Origin of the sequence: Streptomyces sp. NBC_00223 (genome assembly GCF_036199905.1) — a bacterium.
Lineage (GTDB): Bacteria > Actinomycetota > Actinomycetes > Streptomycetales > Streptomycetaceae > Actinacidiphila.
In genome coordinates this window covers 1,750,728-1,766,706 of sequence record NZ_CP108109.1, presented here as the reverse complement: position 1 = coordinate 1,766,706, position 15,979 = coordinate 1,750,728, and the positions used below count along the sequence as shown (strand labels likewise).

General features: G+C 70.4%; 18 protein-coding genes and 2 pseudogenes. 12 read left to right on the top strand and 8 right to left on the bottom strand.

The features are described 5' to 3' along the window. Positions 1-106 precede the first annotated feature (106 nt). From OHA30_RS07440 to OHA30_RS07425, 4 genes are all read left to right on the top strand, one after another. Positions 107-907 (top strand): PspA/IM30 family protein, encoded by an 801-nt coding sequence (locus OHA30_RS07440; RefSeq protein WP_328913001.1) that lies wholly within the window; start codon positions 107-109, stop codon positions 905-907. A gap of 31 nt (positions 908-938) precedes the next feature. Next, positions 939-1,217: a PspA-associated protein PspAA gene (gene pspAA / locus OHA30_RS07435; protein ID WP_328913000.1), complete on the top strand. Its 279-nt coding sequence runs from the start codon at positions 939-941 to the stop codon at positions 1,215-1,217. A 173-nt stretch (positions 1,218-1,390) separates the two neighbouring features. Further along, positions 1,391-2,695: a sensor histidine kinase gene (locus tag OHA30_RS07430; RefSeq protein ID WP_328912999.1), complete on the top strand. Its 1,305-nt coding sequence runs from the start codon at positions 1,391-1,393 to the stop codon at positions 2,693-2,695. Then, entirely contained in the window at positions 2,692-3,441 is a 750-nt protein-coding gene (locus OHA30_RS07425) for a response regulator transcription factor (protein ID WP_328912998.1), read from the top strand. Before OHA30_RS07430 ends, OHA30_RS07425 begins: the two co-directional genes overlap by 4 nt. 78 nt (positions 3,442-3,519) lie before the next feature. Here the strand turns inward: OHA30_RS07425 and OHA30_RS07420 are convergent, their stop codons facing one another. The 3 genes from OHA30_RS07420 to OHA30_RS07410 are packed head-to-tail and all read right to left on the bottom strand — an operon-like array spanning position 3,520 to position 4,830. Further along, on the bottom strand, positions 3,520-3,915 hold the full coding sequence (locus OHA30_RS07420; protein ID WP_328912997.1) for a hypothetical protein: 396 nt from the start codon (positions 3,913-3,915) through the stop codon (positions 3,520-3,522). Between the two features lie 8 nt (positions 3,916-3,923). Beyond that, positions 3,924-4,388, bottom strand: a complete 465-nt coding sequence (locus OHA30_RS07415; RefSeq protein WP_328912996.1) for an ATP-binding protein — start codon at positions 4,386-4,388, stop codon at positions 3,924-3,926. 37 nt (positions 4,389-4,425) lie between these two features. Continuing rightward, complete coding sequence (locus tag OHA30_RS07410) at positions 4,426-4,830, bottom strand: hypothetical protein (RefSeq protein ID WP_328912995.1); 405 nt, start codon at positions 4,828-4,830, stop codon at positions 4,426-4,428. A gap of 303 nt (positions 4,831-5,133) precedes the next feature. Between OHA30_RS07410 and OHA30_RS07405 the strand changes: the two genes are divergently transcribed. The 3 genes from OHA30_RS07405 (at position 5,134) to OHA30_RS07395 (ending at position 6,681) form a co-directional block, all read left to right on the top strand. After that, positions 5,134-6,018 carry a helix-turn-helix domain-containing protein gene (locus tag OHA30_RS07405; protein WP_328912994.1) on the top strand — a complete coding sequence of 295 codons (885 nt, stop codon included), beginning with the start codon at positions 5,134-5,136 and terminating at the stop codon, positions 6,016-6,018. 5 nt (positions 6,019-6,023) lie between these two features. Further along, positions 6,024-6,242, top strand: a complete 219-nt coding sequence (locus OHA30_RS07400) for a DUF397 domain-containing protein (RefSeq protein ID WP_328912993.1) — start codon at positions 6,024-6,026, stop codon at positions 6,240-6,242. A 91-nt stretch (positions 6,243-6,333) separates the two neighbouring features. Continuing rightward, entirely contained in the window at positions 6,334-6,681 is a 348-nt protein-coding gene (locus tag OHA30_RS07395; RefSeq protein WP_328912992.1) for a DUF397 domain-containing protein, read from the top strand. Between the two features lie 141 nt (positions 6,682-6,822). On the opposite strand, the gene OHA30_RS07390 is transcribed toward OHA30_RS07395, so the two are convergent. Further along, complete coding sequence (locus OHA30_RS07390) at positions 6,823-8,097, bottom strand: MFS transporter (protein WP_328912991.1); 1,275 nt, start codon at positions 8,095-8,097, stop codon at positions 6,823-6,825. A 123-nt stretch (positions 8,098-8,220) separates the two neighbouring features. On the opposite strand from OHA30_RS07390, the gene OHA30_RS07385 reads away from it, so the two are divergent. After that, positions 8,221-9,306 carry a DUF5937 family protein gene (locus OHA30_RS07385; protein ID WP_328912990.1) on the top strand — a complete coding sequence of 362 codons (1,086 nt, stop codon included), beginning with the start codon at positions 8,221-8,223 and terminating at the stop codon, positions 9,304-9,306. A 230-nt stretch (positions 9,307-9,536) separates the two neighbouring features. Here the strand turns inward: OHA30_RS07385 and OHA30_RS07380 are convergent, their stop codons facing one another. Beyond that, positions 9,537-9,905 carry a DUF4180 domain-containing protein gene (locus tag OHA30_RS07380; RefSeq protein ID WP_328912989.1) on the bottom strand — a complete coding sequence of 123 codons (369 nt, stop codon included), beginning with the start codon at positions 9,903-9,905 and terminating at the stop codon, positions 9,537-9,539. Between the two features lie 513 nt (positions 9,906-10,418). On the opposite strand from OHA30_RS07380, the gene OHA30_RS07375 reads away from it, so the two are divergent. Together OHA30_RS07375 and tgmC are read left to right on the top strand one after the other, a co-directional pair. Further along, positions 10,419-11,567: a methyltransferase domain-containing protein gene (locus tag OHA30_RS07375; protein WP_328912988.1), complete on the top strand. Its 1,149-nt coding sequence runs from the start codon at positions 10,419-10,421 to the stop codon at positions 11,565-11,567. Next, positions 11,564-12,706: an ATP-grasp peptide maturase system methyltransferase gene (gene tgmC / locus OHA30_RS07370; protein ID WP_328912987.1), complete on the top strand. Its 1,143-nt coding sequence runs from the start codon at positions 11,564-11,566 to the stop codon at positions 12,704-12,706. The genes OHA30_RS07375 and tgmC overlap by 4 nt, the downstream gene beginning before the upstream one ends. Positions 12,707-12,806: 100 nt before the next feature. On the opposite strand, the gene OHA30_RS07365 is transcribed toward tgmC, so the two are convergent. Then, positions 12,807-13,505, bottom strand: coding sequence for a tectonin domain-containing protein (locus tag OHA30_RS07365; RefSeq protein ID WP_328912986.1), 699 nt, complete (start codon positions 13,503-13,505; stop codon positions 12,807-12,809). Between the two features lie 281 nt (positions 13,506-13,786). On the opposite strand from OHA30_RS07365, the gene OHA30_RS07360 reads away from it, so the two are divergent. After that, positions 13,787-14,419 carry an SMI1/KNR4 family protein gene (locus OHA30_RS07360; protein ID WP_328912985.1) on the top strand — a complete coding sequence of 211 codons (633 nt, stop codon included), beginning with the start codon at positions 13,787-13,789 and terminating at the stop codon, positions 14,417-14,419. 372 nt (positions 14,420-14,791) lie between these two features. Here the strand turns inward: OHA30_RS07360 and OHA30_RS07355 are convergent. Next, positions 14,792-15,181: pseudogene (locus tag OHA30_RS07355) on the bottom strand (transposase); the annotation flags it as partial. 18 nt (positions 15,182-15,199) lie between these two features. On the opposite strand from OHA30_RS07355, the pseudogene OHA30_RS33915 reads away from it, so the two are divergent. Next, positions 15,200-15,380 (top strand): annotated as a pseudogene (locus OHA30_RS33915) (IS5/IS1182 family transposase); the annotation flags it as partial. 105 nt (positions 15,381-15,485) lie between these two features. On the opposite strand, the gene OHA30_RS07350 reads toward OHA30_RS33915, so the two are convergent. Then, entirely contained in the window at positions 15,486-15,932 is a 447-nt protein-coding gene (locus OHA30_RS07350) for a hypothetical protein (RefSeq protein ID WP_328912984.1), read from the bottom strand. Positions 15,933-15,979: the final 47 nt, after the last annotated feature.

Here is a 15,979-nt window from a genome sequence, read left to right as displayed (position 1 = left end):
GATGAGCGCATCCGGGACCGAACAGTGCGGTAATGGAACCAGGGCCCGTAGGCTGGGGTCTGTAGAGGTGCTGGAGCATTTGCCGAGAAGGGGGCGCGCGAGGCCCATGAGCGGTGTCATGAAGCGGATGGGAATGATCTTCCGCGCGAAGGCCAACAAGGCCCTGGACAGGGCCGAGGACCCGCGCGAGACGCTCGACTACTCGTACCAGAAGCAGCTGGAGCTGCTGCAGAAGGTGCGCAGGGGCGTTGCGGACGTGGCCACGTCCCGCAAGCGGCTCGAATTGCAGCTCACCGAGTTGCAGAAGAAGTCGGCGACCTACGAGGACCAGGGCCGCAAGGCGCTCGCGCTCGGCCGGGAGGATCTGGCCCGCGAGGCGCTGTCGCGCCGTGCCGCGCTCCAGCAGCAGGTCACTGACCTGGAGACGCAGCACACCCAGCTCCAGGGCGAGGAGGAGAAGCTCACGCTCGCCTCCCAGCGCCTCCAGGCCAAGGTGGACGCCTTCCGTACGAAGAAGGAGACCATCAAGGCCACCTACACGGCGGCCCAGGCGCAGACCCAGATCGGCGAGGCCTTCTCCGGCATCTCGGAGGAGATGGGCGACGTCGGCATGGCGATCCAGCGGGCCGAGGACAAGACCGAGCAGCTGCGGGCCCGTGCGGGCGCGCTGGACGAGCTGATGGCGTCCGGTGCCCTGGACGACCCGAGCGGTCTGGCCAAGGACGACATCCAGGCGGAGCTGGACCGGCTCTCCGGCGGCAGCGACGTCGAGCTGGAGCTCCAGCGGATGAAGGCGGAGCTGGCCGGCGGCAGTGGCTCCCAGCAGGCCATCGAGGGCGGCCAGGGCCAGGGCGGCACGAAGGCCCAGGGCCAGCCGCAGGACACCCCCAGGTTCGACAAGCAGTAGGCGTCACGCCACCGGCTACGAGGAGGCCGTCATGATCGTACGGATCATGGGGGAGGGCCAGGTGAAGTTGGACGACGCCCACTTCACCGGGTTGAACACGCTGGACGACCAGTTGCTCGCGGAGGTCCAGGCCGGCGACGAGGAGGGCTTCCGGCGGACGCTGGGCGCCCTGCTGGACGAGGTGCGCAAGCTCGGCAGCCCGCTGCCGGACGACGCCCTGGAGCCGTCCGAGCTGATCCTCCCGTCCCCGGACGCGTCGCTCGACGAGGTCCGCGAGATGCTCACCGAAGCCGGCCTCATTCCCGGCTGATCTCGGGCTGATCTCCGGCCGACCCCGCCCGCCGCGCAGCCAAAGCCCCGCCCCGGCCAAAGCCCCGCCCGCCCCGGCCAGACCCTCGCGCGGCCGGGGCGGCGGGCCCGGGGGCGAGGTAGGGGGTGCCGGGGGTACGGGGTGGGGGCGCGCGTCCCTTACCGTTGGCTACCGTGCCGTATCCGTCCCGGACGTCCCCCAAGGCCCTCAGCGGCCCGCGCCAGTGGCTGCACGCCCACCAGGGCACCGCGGACGCCGGGCTGGCCGCCACCGCCTTCGGGCTGATCGTCCTCGGTACGGTCGCGGGCGTCCACACCTACCGGCTCGGCCCGGTCGACACCGTTCTCGTCGCGCTCGCCTGCGCGTCCCTGTGTCTGCGCCGCCGCCTGCCCTGGGCGGTGCTCGCCTTCACCTGCGTCCTGTCCGCGCTGTTCATCGCATTGCGCCCGGTCGACGGCCCGATCCCCGTGATCCTCGCCGCGGCCGTCGCGGTCTGCACGGTCGCGGCCCGTACCGACCGTCCCACCACCCGTGTCATCGGCCTCGCGGCCTGCGTCGGCCTCACCGCGCTCGCCATGATCTTCGGCCCGGGACCCTGGTACGGCCAGGTCAACTTCGCCGTCTTCGCCTGGACCGGCATGGCCGCGGCGGCCGGTGACGCCGTACGCAGCCGTCGCGCGTACGTCGCCGCCATCGAGGAACGCGCGGCCCGCGCCGAACGTACCCGCGAGGAAGAGGCCAAACGCCGGGTCGCCGAGGAACGGATGCGGATCGCCCGTGAGTTGCACGACGTCGTCGCCCATCACATCGCCCTGGTCAACGTCCAGGCGGGCGTGGCCGCCCACGTGATGGACAGCCGCCCCGACCAGGCCAAGCAGGCACTCGCCCACGTACGCGAGGCCAGCAGGTCCGCGCTGGACGAACTGCGCGCGACTGTCGGCCTGTTGCGGCAGCAGGGCGAACCCGAGGCGCCGATGGAACCCGCCCCCGGGCTCGACGTGCTCGACCAACTCCTCGACGGCTTCCGCCGCGCGGGCCTCCAGGTCACCGTCGAGGAACACGGCACCCACCCGGCCACGCCGCTGCCCGCGAGCGTCGATCTCACCGTGTACCGCGTGATCCAGGAGTCGTTGACGAACGTCCAGAAGCACGCGGGCCCCGACGCGGCCGTGGTCGTACGCATCAGGCGCGAGCCCGACGAGCTGCAAGTGGTCGTGGACGACGACGGCGTACGGGGCCCGCTGTCGGCCCCACCGTCCAACTCGGCCGTCCCGCCCGGGATTCCGAGCCCGACGCAGCCGACGGACGCGCCCTTCGGCGGCCACGGCCTGCTCGGCATGCACGAACGCGCCAGCGCGCTGGGCGGTGTCTGCCGTACCGGCGCCCGCCCCGGCGGCGGCTTCCGCGTCTGGGTACGCCTTCCTCTCTCCACCGCTCCCCGCTCCCACCCCAACCCGCCGGCGGAGCCCGTGACATGACCGACCCCGCTGTGTCCGTCGGCGCCGACGCGCGCGGTGGCACCGGGCCGCGCCCGCCTCGGATCGATGTCGTACTGGCCGACGACCAGGCCCTGTTGCGCGGCGCGCTGCGCGTCCTCGTCGAGTCCGAGGCCGACATGGCCGTCGTCGGCGAGGCCGCGGACGGCGCGGAGGCGGTGTTCCTGACCCGCGCCACCCGCCCCCATGTCGTCCTCATGGACATCCGCATGCCCGGCACCGACGGCATCGCGGCCACCCGTGAGATCACCGCCGACCCTGATCTGCGCGGCACCGCCGTCCTCGTCCTGACCACCTTCGAGGCCGACGAGTACGTCGTACGGGCCATCCTCGCCGGGGCCGCCGGCTTCCTCGGCAAGGGCGCGGAACCCGATGAACTCCTCTGCGCCATCAGGACCGTTGCCGCAGGCGAGGCCCTGTTGTCCCCGTCGGCGACGAAGAGCCTGATCGCCCGCTTCGTCGCCCAGCAGCAGGCGGCCGACGGCGGTCCCCGTACCGTCCCCGGCCTCGACACCCTCACCGTGCGCGAACGCGAAGTGCTGGTCGAGGTCGCGGGCGGCCTGTCCAACGCCCTCATCGCCGAGCGGCTGGGCGTCAGTCCACTTACCGTGAAGACCCACATCAACCACACGATGGCCAAGCTCGGCGCGCACGACCGCGCGCAACTCGTCGTCGCGGCCTACGAGTCGGGCCTCGTCCGCCCCCGCCCCGCCGCGCCTGCGGGCTGAGCGGTACGGCCGGGTCGTACGGGACCGTACGGCCGTGTGCGGTCCTGCGCGTTGTGCCGCTGCCCGCCCAAGGGCCCCTCACGGCAGCCGACTTATCCCCATCCGCAGCCGATCCGCCGCCGACGCCCGCGCCAGATAGGCGCCGACCTCCTTCGGCTCCGCCTCCCGCGCGAGCGGCGCCATCCCGACGATCACCGCCGCCGGCCCGCCCAGGAGAAGGAACCGCGACCAGTGCTCGCCCACCGGCACCTGCATCAGATGCGTCGCCCCGTCGAACCGCAGGGCCGCCCGCTCGGCCGACAGTACGGTCACCCGGTCGCCGATCTCCGGCAACCGCCGCCTCGGCTTCGCCAACCGCAGCGAACGCGCCAGCCAGTCACCCACCGCCGGGTCCGGATGGACCAGCAGCAGAAAGGCCGCGTGCCCGAACCCCGTGCGATCCAGCCACGACCACACCGCCGTCTCTCTGATCACCCCCGGCGTCATGCCCCGGCCTCCCACGTCAACTCGGCCCAGACGGCGGTCCCGTACGACGGGTCAGCCCCCGCGCAGCCGTGCCCCCAGCGGGCCGCCAGCGCGTCCACCAGGAACAGCCCGCGGCCGTTCTCGTCGTCGTCACCCGCCGTACCCGCCGTGGGCAACGGCCGGTAGGGCGTGCTGTCCGACACCGTGAGCGTCACCCCGCCCCCACCCGCGCGCATCCGTACCCGCACCCAAACCCACTGGGCGCAGCCGTACTTGACGCTGTTGGTGACCAGTTCGCTCGTGATGATCCGCGCCGCCTCGACGACGCACGGCGGCACCCGCAGCCCGATCAGCACCCCCGCGACGTAGTGCCGGGCCAGGCCGGGCGCGTGCGAGTCCCTGGTCAGTACGGTGCCCGAGTCCTCGACGCTCCCCGCGCCGGAAACGGTGTCGCGCTCTTGCCTTACGGCGGGCTGACGCATCGGCCCCACCTCCTTGCTGGGTTCGGTACGCGTGACGTCAGGCGAGGGCGTTGTGCCACGGGTCCTCCAACTGCCAGGTGTGTCCGCCGGGGTGCCCGGTGAACTCCTCGCACACGTCCTTCCCGTCCTCGGTCCGCCCGTCGCAGTCCGGTAGTACGACCACGGCCTCCGGCGCTTCGTCGGTCCGCCACCGTGTCCACACCGATCCGCTCTCCGCACCCGCCAGTTCCATCACGAACCCGTGGTGTGCCCCGTCGTGGTGCTTCTCCAACCCGCAACGCAGCTGCCGCTGCACGTCCTCGCGCCCGTACGTCCCCTCCGCGTGCGCGGCCAGCGCGAGCGGCACGAGGGCCGTCGGCAGATACGCCATGTTTCCGCAGGTGGGAGGGGTGTTGCCGCCCGCCGTCAACGGCGCCGGGCGCGTGGTGGGGGAGTCCGTCATCGTTCCGCTCTCCTGTCGTCCAAGGGGGGCGCGTGGCGCGCCGAAAGGGGCGCGCGCCAACGTCTTCACCACGCTCGGCGAGGAGTTGGCTGCGCAATGTGACCAACTGCATGTCATCATGGCAGCAGAACTACTAAGCTAGTAGCGGGCTCGGGAATTCTGCTCGCCAATCTTCTGCGGGACCTTCTATGCCCGGACGGTGGCCTCACGTGCCCCTGCGGCACCTCCCGTTCTGGCGCAGAAGGTTCCTTGCAGGGTTGGAACTCCGGCCCACACACTGGATGTTGCGCAAAGGAGAAGCGGATGCTCACAGACGTGGAGGCGGCGACGCCCGCCCTCTGCCGTCTGCAACTCGGCAGCGAGTTGCGCCAACTCCGGCTGTCAGCCGGAATCAAGGGCGCGCAGGTGGTCAAGAAGCTGATCTGGAGTCCGTCGAAGCTGACCCGGCTGGAGACCGGGGAGAACACGGTGGTCGAGCCCTCCGACGTTGTGGCGTTGTGCTCGATCTATCGCGCTGACCTGGAGACGACAGACCGTTTGCAGTCGTACGCGGCTGTAACCAAAACCAAGAAGGACTGGTGGCTGTCGCCCAACTATCGCCCGGTCATTGGCCCTGGTCTCAAGGCGTTCCTCGACCTGGAGGCGACGTCGGTGGCGGTTCAGACGTACCAGGCCGAATTCATCCCCGGCCTGTTGCAGACCGAGGCATACGTCCGGGTGGTCCACCGGTGGGCTCACGCGTCGCTCTCCGCCGATGATGTCGACCGGCATGTGGCCATTCGCATGATGCGGCAGGAGGTTCTCAGCCGCTCGATCTCGCCGCTAAGGTTCACAGCGATCATCAGCGAGGGGGTGCTGCGCCGACCTGTGGGGGAGTCGCCCATCATGCGGGACCAGCTCACCCACATTGTGGACCTCGTGGAGTCGCGCCCCAACGTACGAGTGCAGGTCCTGCCGTTCCGCGCTGGTGATCACGCGGGGATGGACGGGTCGTTCGTCATGCTTCAATTCCCCGAGAAAAGTGCACTGAAGCCGATGGTCTACCTGGAGAACCTGGCAGACGCATGGGTCAAACGGGCTGACCGTGATGTCGAGCGGTACGCGGACGCGGTCTCCGATCTGCAAGCCCTTGCTCCGGGACCACAGGAGTCCCTGAGCATGATCAAGGAAGCAATCAAGGAGCATTGATACCGATGACCATCAAGGCTGACGCCCTCACCGACGCCGACTGGTTCAAGTCGAGCTACAGCAACGGCCAGGGCGGCGAGTGCGTCGAGGGTGCCCGCCTTGAGGGCGGGGCAATGGCGGTCAGGGACTCGAAGGACCCCCACGGCCCCGCCCTGGTCTTCCCCGCCGACTCCTGGACCGCCTTCACCTCAGCAGTCAACGCAGGCCGTTTCCCCCTGGCCTGACCTCTCCCCGAAAGGGGCGACGCATCCTGGCGGCCGGGGCTGTACGAGCGCACACTCGTCCCAACAGCCCCGGCCCGAGGGAGTGTTGACCGTGAACAATGCACTGGCCGCCGCGAACTGGTTCAAGTCCAGTTACAGCAACGACCAAGGCGGCGCATGCGTGGAAGCCGCGCGCCTTGACGTCACCTGGTTCAAGTCGAGCTACAGCAATGGGCAGGGCGGCGAGTGTGTGGAGGCCGCCCACCTGGACGCCGAGTGGTTCAAGTCGAGCCACAGCAACGACCACGGCGGCGAGTGCGTCGAGGGTGCTCGTATGCCGGACGGAGCCATGGCCGTACGCGACTCCAAGGTGCCCGACGGCCCCGCCCTGCTCTTCCCCGCCGCCGCGTGGACCGCCTTCGCCTGGGCCGTCCGCGAGGGGACGTTCGTCGCGGGCTGAGCCGGCCGTAACGGATCTCTCCCGGGCCCTGCCGCACGGCAGGGTCCGGTCCGTACGGCCGGAAATGGTGGAACATGTGTCACGTGCGTACCGGGGCTTGAGGAACAAGTCCCGCCACAAGAAGCCGGAGAACGTCCGCCGCTACTTCAAGCCGTCGCCAGAGGCGATTGCCGAGCTCACGATCCTGCTGGCGCCCGGCGGCATCAACCGCTGAGCCGCGCCTTGATCCTTCTCGGTTGCGACGGCGAAGGCGGAGAGGAGCGTCGCAGCGGCGAGGCTGCCCCAGAGGGCGGCCGAGCCGTGGGGTGCGAGAGCGGTGATGACTGCCGGGGAGACGGCGAGGCCGAAGCCCGTGGAGAGCTGGAAGCGGGCGAGGGCGCGTCCCAGGACATGGGCCGGGGCGAGGGCGGTGACGAGCGCGGTGGCGCTGCCGGCGTAGATGATCTCGCCGATGGTGCAGAGCACGGACACCGTGGCGACAGCGGGGGCGCCCCAGCCGTGCCCCAGTGAGGTGGCCGCGAGGAAGCCGAGGTAGGACGCGGTGAGTACCACGCCGGCGAGAGCCAGCACGGTCCGCCGGGAGAAGCGGGACATCAGGACGGTGACCGGAACCTGGAGGGTGACCACCAGCACCGTGTTCGCCACGAAGATGGCTGCCGACCACACCGGGGATGCGTGCAACTGCGTCACCAGGACCAGGGGGAGCGCGATTTCGGTGATGTTGAGGCAGAAGACGTAGACCACGTTGGCGGCCAGCAGCGCGCGCATCCGAGGCGCGGGCCCGTCGGCCCTGGCCTTGGCCGAATGAGCGGCCGGACGGGCGTGCAGGTGAACCGACCATGCCAGGGCCGCCGCAGTGAGATAGGCGAGCCCGGTGACGGCTGCCAGCACCTGCATTGCGGTCGTGCCGGCCGCCAGGCACGCGGTGGCGAGGAGCGCGCCCGCGCCCAGGCCGGCGTTGCGCAGGGCGCGGCCTGCCGCGAGAGCGGCGTCGCGTTCCCGGCCGTGGGCGACCGTGGCCACGAGGGCTGCGTGGGCGGCCGGCCATGCCTGGTTGCCGATGCCGAGGAAGAGCGCCGCCGTCGCGAACAGCCAGACGTGTCCCGCCGGGGCGGCCAGCAGCAGCGCCACGCCCAGCACCCGTACCAGCATCGACGCTGCCACGACCGTGCTGCGTGCGCCCCGGTCCAGCCATCGGCCGACAGCGGGCATGCACACCAGACCCACGACGGCGCCGGCCGTCATGGCGACGCCGGTGGCCGATGCGGACAGCCTCAGCACCGTGAGCCCGTAGAGCAGCAGAAAGGGCCGCAGCAGGCCGGTGCCGAGCGCGTCCACGGCCAGGGCGATGGCATAGCGGGGGCCTCCGGAGGCACGGACGAGGGCGCGCGGCTGGATCTTGGTGGTGGTTGCCATGGCGTCAACGGTTCGTTCGGCCGCCGGGCTGGTCACGTCGGTTGACGGACATGGTCAATCGACGCGGCCGTCGGCCGTACGGCCAGTGATGTCGTCGGCCTTACGATCAGTGATGATGAGGGGGTGACGTTGAGGATTGACATCGGCGGCCTGCCTTCCGAGCGATTGCGGTTCGCCGCCTCCCCGCTGGCCGAGCTGACCGCGATGCTGCACGTGCTGGCCGAACCCGGGCATCATCCACGACTCACCGGCTGGGCCGGGGATGTCTGGGCCGGGCTGCGGCCGGAGCTGGCCGAGCGGTTGCGGGAGGCGGAGTTCCTCTGGCGTTCCTCGCGAGCCGATTTCCTGGTCCCCGCCCGTCCCCGGCCGACCCTCGTCGAGGAGTTGGACGACGTGGACCGGATCGACGACGAAACGTATGTGGCGTCCGCGCTCGTCACCACGTGCGGCAGCAACCGGGTCCACTTCGCCGCGCCGTCGCCGCTCGCCGACGCGACCGCGCGCGGGCGGGCCCTGGACCTGGCCCGGGCCCGCAGCCCGCTGCAAGAGGCCTTCGCAGAATGGCTGCTCGCAGATCCGGCCGCCGTGCGGGCACGGGTGCGCCGCACCCTCGAACAGTGCGTCGACGCCTTCTTCGACGCCGCTTGGACGGGCGTCGCCGTGCAACTGGCCACCGACCTGCGCCTGAAGAACGACCTGCTGAAGCGCCAGGGCATCGGGGCGGCACTCGCGTCGGTCTCCGACGCGGTCACCCTGGCGCCGGACGGCGACAGCATCATCGTGGACAAGCTGCAGGACAAGGCGATCGCCGCGCACGGCACCGGGGTCACCTTCATCCCCAGCGTCTTCGGCTGCCCGCACCTGGTGATGGTCCACGCGCCCGGGTGGCATCCGGTGGTGCAGTACCCCGTGGCCGAGCCGAGTCCATCGGAGCCGGTGTCACTGGAAACGGTCACACTACGGCTGGATGCACTCGCGCATCCGATGCGGCTGCGGCTACTGCGTACGCTGGCCCGCGGTCCGCACACCACCGGTGAGCTGGCCCACGCCTGGGAACTTTCACCCCCGGAGGTTTCCCGCCACCTCGCTGTCCTGCGCCGCGCCGGGCTCCTCACGGTCCGGCGGCGCGGTCGCTACGTCCACTACACCCTCGACCTGTCCGCGACGACGACGCTGGGGGCCGACCTGCTGGCGGCCGTACTGCGCTGAGTGGCTTCGGTCTGCCAGAACACGGGCGCCGGCGCCTTCGCGACATCGTCCGACTCGGCCCAGCCGCCCGATCAGCACCTGGGCCATGGGCGAACGCCTCCGCAAGGTCGGTATCCGCCTCGCCGAGACCCGCTCCACCGCGCTGTTCCAACTCGCCGCCGAACCGCCCGCCGCCCGCCGCGAGCCGCGACGGCGATCACCTGCAACGAGCTGGACCCGCCCGGGGCCGCTCAGCTCTCCGCGAGCCGCGCGCCCAGCGCGTCGATGTCGGGCACGAACCAGATCTGCGTACCCCGATTGCACTCGCGGACGAAGTCCCGCAACGCGGTGCCGGCCTCCAGGTGCTGGGAGATGTCCCCGACGACGGCGAGCTTCAACCGGTAGGTGGCGAACTTCTGGACGATGTCGCCCGCGACACGCGTACGCAGCCGGAAGAAGTCGTCCGTAAGCCGCTCGACCGGGACCGCGACCCACGCGGCCCCCTGGTAGTACCCCTCCCCGATCACCTCGGTCGCGTCCCGCTCGTCCCGCAGCGGAGCGCCGTCGGAGGCGCATACGAACACCGGTGTGCCTGCGAGGTGTTGGAGTGTGTCGGGCATGGGACGGGGTTTCCTTCGCAGCGAGAAGTCGGCCGGGCACCGACGCCGTGGCCGGCCCGCAACAGCCGATCGCGTCGCCGCACGGCACCCATCGAGCCGCCCGGCACCGCCGCCCCCGATCCTACGAGTGCGATCCGCACCGCGTACGACCCCGGGCTGGCGTCCTTGGGCAGCAGCGGCACGCTCCGATCTCAGCGCCCCGCGACCCACGGCGGCGGGGCGCACTTGCGTACCGCCGCGTGCACCGGAGTGCGCAGTTTGGTGCGAAGTCTGCCTTCCGAATGCGAGCCAATTGCGCCACGATGGGCGTGGACAGCGCGTTGTGCGCAGGACGTGCGCAACGGTTGGTCAAACCCTCGCTTCGACGAAAGGGCCATGATGGGTGAGCACGAGAAGCCGCCGCCGGACCCCGGGCAGGGCGAGCCGCCGCCCGGGAACGCGGACGGGCAGGTACCGCCGTCCCCGCCCTCGGACGGCAAGCACAAGAAGTAAGTACGAGAAGCGGGAGCGTTCGTGATCGACCTTCGCGCGCGGCGGGCGCGCCTCGCGGACGAGATGGCGCGCCGGGGTGCCTGGCCGGAGCGTTCGCCGTGGATTCGGGACGCCGTGGCCGCCGTACCGCGCGACCGGTTCGCGCCGGACCGGCTGTGGCACTGGGACGGCCGCGCGTACGTACCCGTGGACCGCGCCACGGACCCCGGGCTCTGGGCGGACGAGGTGTACGGCGGGCCGGACGACGCGGCCGTGACCCAGGTGACCGAGGGCCGCGCGTCCTCCAGCCTGTCGTGCCAGGCCGTCGTGGTCGACATGCTCGACTCCCTGCTTCTCGAACCCGGCCACCGCGTCATGGAGTTGGGCACGGGTACGGGCTGGAACGCCGCCCTGCTCGCCCACCGCGCCGGGGCCGGCCGGGTCACCAGCGTCGAGGTGGACGCCCACCTCGCCGCGCGGGCCCGCGCCCGCCTGGACGCGGTGGGCGCGGCGGTGGACGTCCAGATCGCCGATGGTGCCGCGGGCCGGCCGGAGGGCGCGCCGTACGACCGGGTCGTCTCGACGTACGCCGTCGAGCGGGTGCCGTGGGCGTGGATCGCGCAGACGCGTCCGGGCGGCCGGATCGTCACGCCCTGGGGCCGGTTGGGGCACGTCGCCCTGACCGTCGCCGCCGACGGCCGCAGTGCGACAGGCTGGATGCAGGGGCTGGCGCAGTTCATGCCCGCGCGGGGGACCGAACGGGGGCCGGTCCGCGGGTTCACGCAGGTCCGGGGGAGCGGCGCTGCCGAGGACGAACGTCCCGTCGAACGCGACCTGACGCCTCTGCATGCCGACGCGCACCTGCGGTTCGCGCTGCGCGTCGCGCTCCCGGACGTCGAGGCCCGTACGGCGACCGACGCGGACGGCGTGAACGCCTGGCTGCACGACGGCCTCACGTCCTGGGCGTCGCTCTCGGCGGTCGGCGACGGCCGGACCCTCGCGTACCAGGGCGGCCCGCGCCGCCTGGCCGACGAACTCGAACACGCCTGGGACACCTGGACCGCGGCGGGCGCCCCCACGGTCTACGACCACGGCATGACGGTCACCGCGAACACCCAGTACATCTGGACGTTCTCCCCGGACGCCAACCCCGTCGGCCCCGCTCCCAGCGGTGAGCGGGACCCCGTATGACCCCCAGCACCCCTGATCTCGCCGCCGCACTGCGCCGCGAACTCGCCGACAAGATCCGCGACAGCGGCTCCGCTGCCGACCCCGCCTGGCTGGAAGCCGTCGCGGCCGTCCCGCGCGAACTCTTCGTCGACGCGGCCTACTACCGTTACTCCTGGCCGAACTGGCAGCCGGTGCGCCGCTCCGAGATCGGCGACGAGGAGTGGCTGCGCCGGGTCTGTTCCGACACGACCTGGGTCACCCAGGTGGACGGCGTTGACGCCGCAGAGGCCGATGCCGCGCGGACGGGGAGCCCCACGTCGTCCTCGACGCTCCCCTCCCTGGTCGTACGGACACTTGAGGTGGCCGGCATCACGGACGGCGACAGGGTGCTGGAGGTCGGTACGGGAACCGGGTACTCCACCGCACTCCTGTGTCACCGGCTCGGCGAGAAGAACGTCACCTCGGTCGAGTACGACCCGGGTCTCGCCGCGAGCGCCGCCGCACATCTCCGGGCCGCCGGGTACGCCCCGGCGCTGGTCACCGGCGACGGGCTGCTGGGACATCAGGAGGGAGCCGAGTACGACGCCATCGTGGCGACCTGCTCCGTGCGCTACATCCCCCGCTCGTGGCTCTGGCAGGTCCGCGACGGCGGCACCATCACCACCACGCTCAACGGCTGGATGGGGGCCTCGGGCCTGATCCGCCTCACACTTGACGAGGAGGGGGTCGCCACCGGGCGTTTCGAGCGCGACGAGGTCTCGTACATGCTTGCCCGGCCCCACGAGCGCCCGCCACGACCGGCGTTCTACCGGGCCGCCGGGCACACCCGTACCAGCAGCGTCGATCCCCGGCTGCTGCAGAACTGGACCGGGCTGTTCGTCGCACAACTCGCCGCGCCCTCCGCGGAGTTCTTCACCGCGGGCGACGACGGCACGGTGGCCCTCGTGGACGTGGCCACCGGCTCCCAGGCGTGGACCGAGGGCAGCGAAGTCCACCAGCACGGGCCGTTGCGGCTGTGGGACCAGGTGGAGAACGCCCTCACCGTATGGCAGGCGGCGGGCGCCCCCGACCACACGGCCTTCGGGATGACCGTCACCGACGAGGCCCAGACCGTCTGGCTCGCCCACCCCGACGGCCCGAACTGGCCCCTCCCGGCCTGAGGTTCCATCCCACGCGCTCCCCGGTGACGTGGGCGCGCGGGTGCGGGGGAGGGGCCCCGGGGGAGTGGCCGGTGGCCCCGTATGTCGGTGTCGGTGGAGGTCAGCTCGGCTGGTCCCCCGTGTAACGGTAGATCGCGTGGGCGGAGTTGACGCCCCACACCGTGCCGTCGACGCCCGCGCCGATGTCGCTGAGGGAGCCGGGGATGTTCACCCAGGGGTTGGTGTCGTTGTTGGTGTAGCGGTAGATGGCGCCGGCCGCGTTGACGCCCCAGACGTTGGTCCTGGAGCCGGCGGAGATGCGGGTGAGGCTGCCGGGGATCTTGACCCAGGGGTTCGGGCCTTGGTCGCCGGTGTAGCGGTAGATGTCGTTGCCGGAGTTGACTCCCCATACGGTGCCGTCGGCGGCGGCTCCGATGTCGCTGAGGGAGCCGGGGATGTTCACCCAGGGGTTCGCGTCGTTGTTGGTGTAGCGGTAGATGCCGCCGGCGGAGTTGACGCCCCAGACGTTGGTCCTGGAGCCGGCGGAGATGCGGGTGAGGCTGCCGGGGATCTTGACCCAGGTGTTGGCGCCTTGGTCGCCGGTGTAGCGGTAGATGTCGTTGCCGGAGTTGACTCCCCATACGGTGCCGTCGGCGGCGGCTCCGATGTCGCTGAGGGAGCCGGGGATGTTCACCCAGGGGTTCGCGTCGTAGTTGGTGTACCGGTAGATGCCGCCGGCCGCGTTGACACCCCACACGGTGGTCCTCGACCCGGCGGAAATCGCCGTGAGGCTACCGGAGACCGACGTCCAATCAGCCATGTCCGAACCTTCTTCCCCTCGTACCGAACTCTGTACTCCCTTCTTCGGCGAGATCAGAACCACCCAAACAGGCTAATATAGTGACTGGTTGCCCAACCAGGCCGGAAGTAGACGTTTGTGGCGCGGTTGGCCACGGTGGACTGGGCGGGCAAGCAGACGGGCAGAGGCGCGTATGTCCGGAAATGCCGTACCTCGTACGAAGGATCGACAGCGCGCTCGGTCTGTGCAGTCGGCTGCGGTCGCCGACGGGCTTGTCAGTGGCGCACCCTAGGTTTTACGGCATGACTCGCACCGACCTCGTGGCGTTCGATCAGGCGTGGGGGCGCTTCTCGTCCCAGCTGTCGGCGTACTCGCCCGCCGACTTCGTCGCCCTCCAACCGGCCGCCAGCGTCGAGGAGTTGACGAGGCTCGAAGCGCAACTCGGCTTTCGGCTCCACCCGGAGGTGAGGGCCTTGCTGGAGCGGCACAACGGTGTCGCCGAGCTGCAACCCACGGGGGACCGGGACCCGTTCCAGCCCGGGGCCTTTCTGCTGGGGTACCGGCTCAACCACACGGACCGCATCGCCTCGGAGCACGTGAACCTGGTGGACTTCGGGGAGGAGAACATCGCGTCGGACCTGTGGGAGGAGGGCGAACTCAACGGCCACCCCCACCAATGGGTGCCGATCGCGCACTCCAACGACGCGGGCGTTGTCTTCGTCGACCACCGCCCCGGGCCGACGTACGGTCGCGTCTACGAGATGGGCATCGGGTCGGGTGACATCGACGCCACGGAATGGGCGTCCGGCGTCGCCGAGTTGCTCGAACGGTTCGCCGACTGCTTCGAAGCGGGTACGCCGTTCACGGATTACCGGCCCCGGAAGTACGCGCACTCCTCCGGGCGGCACAGCGTCGACTGGGAAATCCACCCCTGAGAAGCTGCTCCCGCAGGGCCGGGGTGAGACATGCAAATGCGAGTGTCTCATCTCAAGTTCGGAGCTTGGGACGTGGAAAGTCTCTTTGGGATGATCAGTTGCGGTCACGGAATTGAGAGTGGATGTACTTACCATCACCAGCGCGAAGTTGACCTGGCTGTTGGAGAAGTAGTGACCGCGCGTCAGCTCAGCGCCCCTCATGAGCGGGAGTGGCAAAGAACGGCGGCCCTCCGGGCAGTGTCCTCCTGCCCGGAGGCCGCGGATGATGTCAGACCACGAGCCCGTTGCGCCACTCCCAGGAGGACGTGCGCCGTGCTAGAGGTTGTTCCCGCAATTGATCTTCGGTGGGCTGGTTGGCCGGCGGGGTTTCCGTCATCCGGTGAGCGCGAGGTTATGCAGGCGTGCGATGCCGAGGACGGCGTGGTGGACGCCGTCGCCCTTGAGGCGGCAGTCGCGCAGGATCTTCCAGCTCTTCATGCGGGCGAAGACGTGCTCGACGCGCGCACGGGCGTGGCGGTGGCGGGCGTTGTGGTCCTGTTTCCAGTCGGCCGGGATCTTGTCCTTGTGTCTGCGGTAGTGCGGGATGACCGGGCCGGTGCTGTGGTAGCCGCCGTCGGCGATCACGGTGGGCGTCAGGCCGACTGCGTCCTTGGCGCCGGATTGCTCCCAGGCAAGGCAGTCGTTGCGGTTGCCGGGCAGCGGCTTGCCGACCGCGACGACGAGCCGGGTGTCGGCGTCGATGACGACCTGGTGGTTGAGTGACGGGAGTTGGCCGAACGGTTCGGGCACTGGTCCACTGTTTGCGGCCGGTTTCGGCGGTGGCGGGATGCCGGGGTGTTCACCGCGGTGTTCCAGGGTGCGATCGCTGAGGCGGCGAAGCGGGGCCTGGTGGACTTGTCGCTGGTCAGCGTGGGCTCGACCACAGTCCGGGCCCATCATGATGCTGCCGGGATGATCGTGGAGCCGCGGACCCTGGAGGCGTTGCCCCCTCCCAGCAGCAGCCCCGCTCCCGTGCGCCCCCGTGGAAGGGGACCGTTGCTGACGGCAAACGATGACATTGCCGCAGTCAGATGAGCGCGTCCAAGTAGACGTGGCAGGTCCCGGCTTCGTGCGCGAACATCGCAGTCAACTCTCCCAGGGCCGGGCTCTTCGGGCGCTCGGCGAAGACGTCGTCCGAGCGTCGACTCCAGCCGTGTTCCCTGGCATCCGTCACCACTGAGGCATCGGACAGTCCGGTCTGACCGTCGACGGCCAGTAGTCCGTTTATCTCCATCATTGACTGCACGTCGCCGCAAGGGAGCACGAAATCCAAACGCAGAAGGTGGTCCTCGACCTCGTCGTTCGCGTAGTACCCGACCCCCGACGCGGAAGACGGGATGGTGATCCTGTGCTCGGACAGCGCGCTATCGAGGGACACCGTGGAACCCCCGGCGGAATACTCATGCGGGAATCGGTCGGCGCGGATGAAAAAATACCAAACGCTCGTCCCGACCATGGCCGCTATAACAAGCACGGCAGCTCCTCGGCCCCAGCCCTTGCCCATTGAGCACCGTCCCTCGA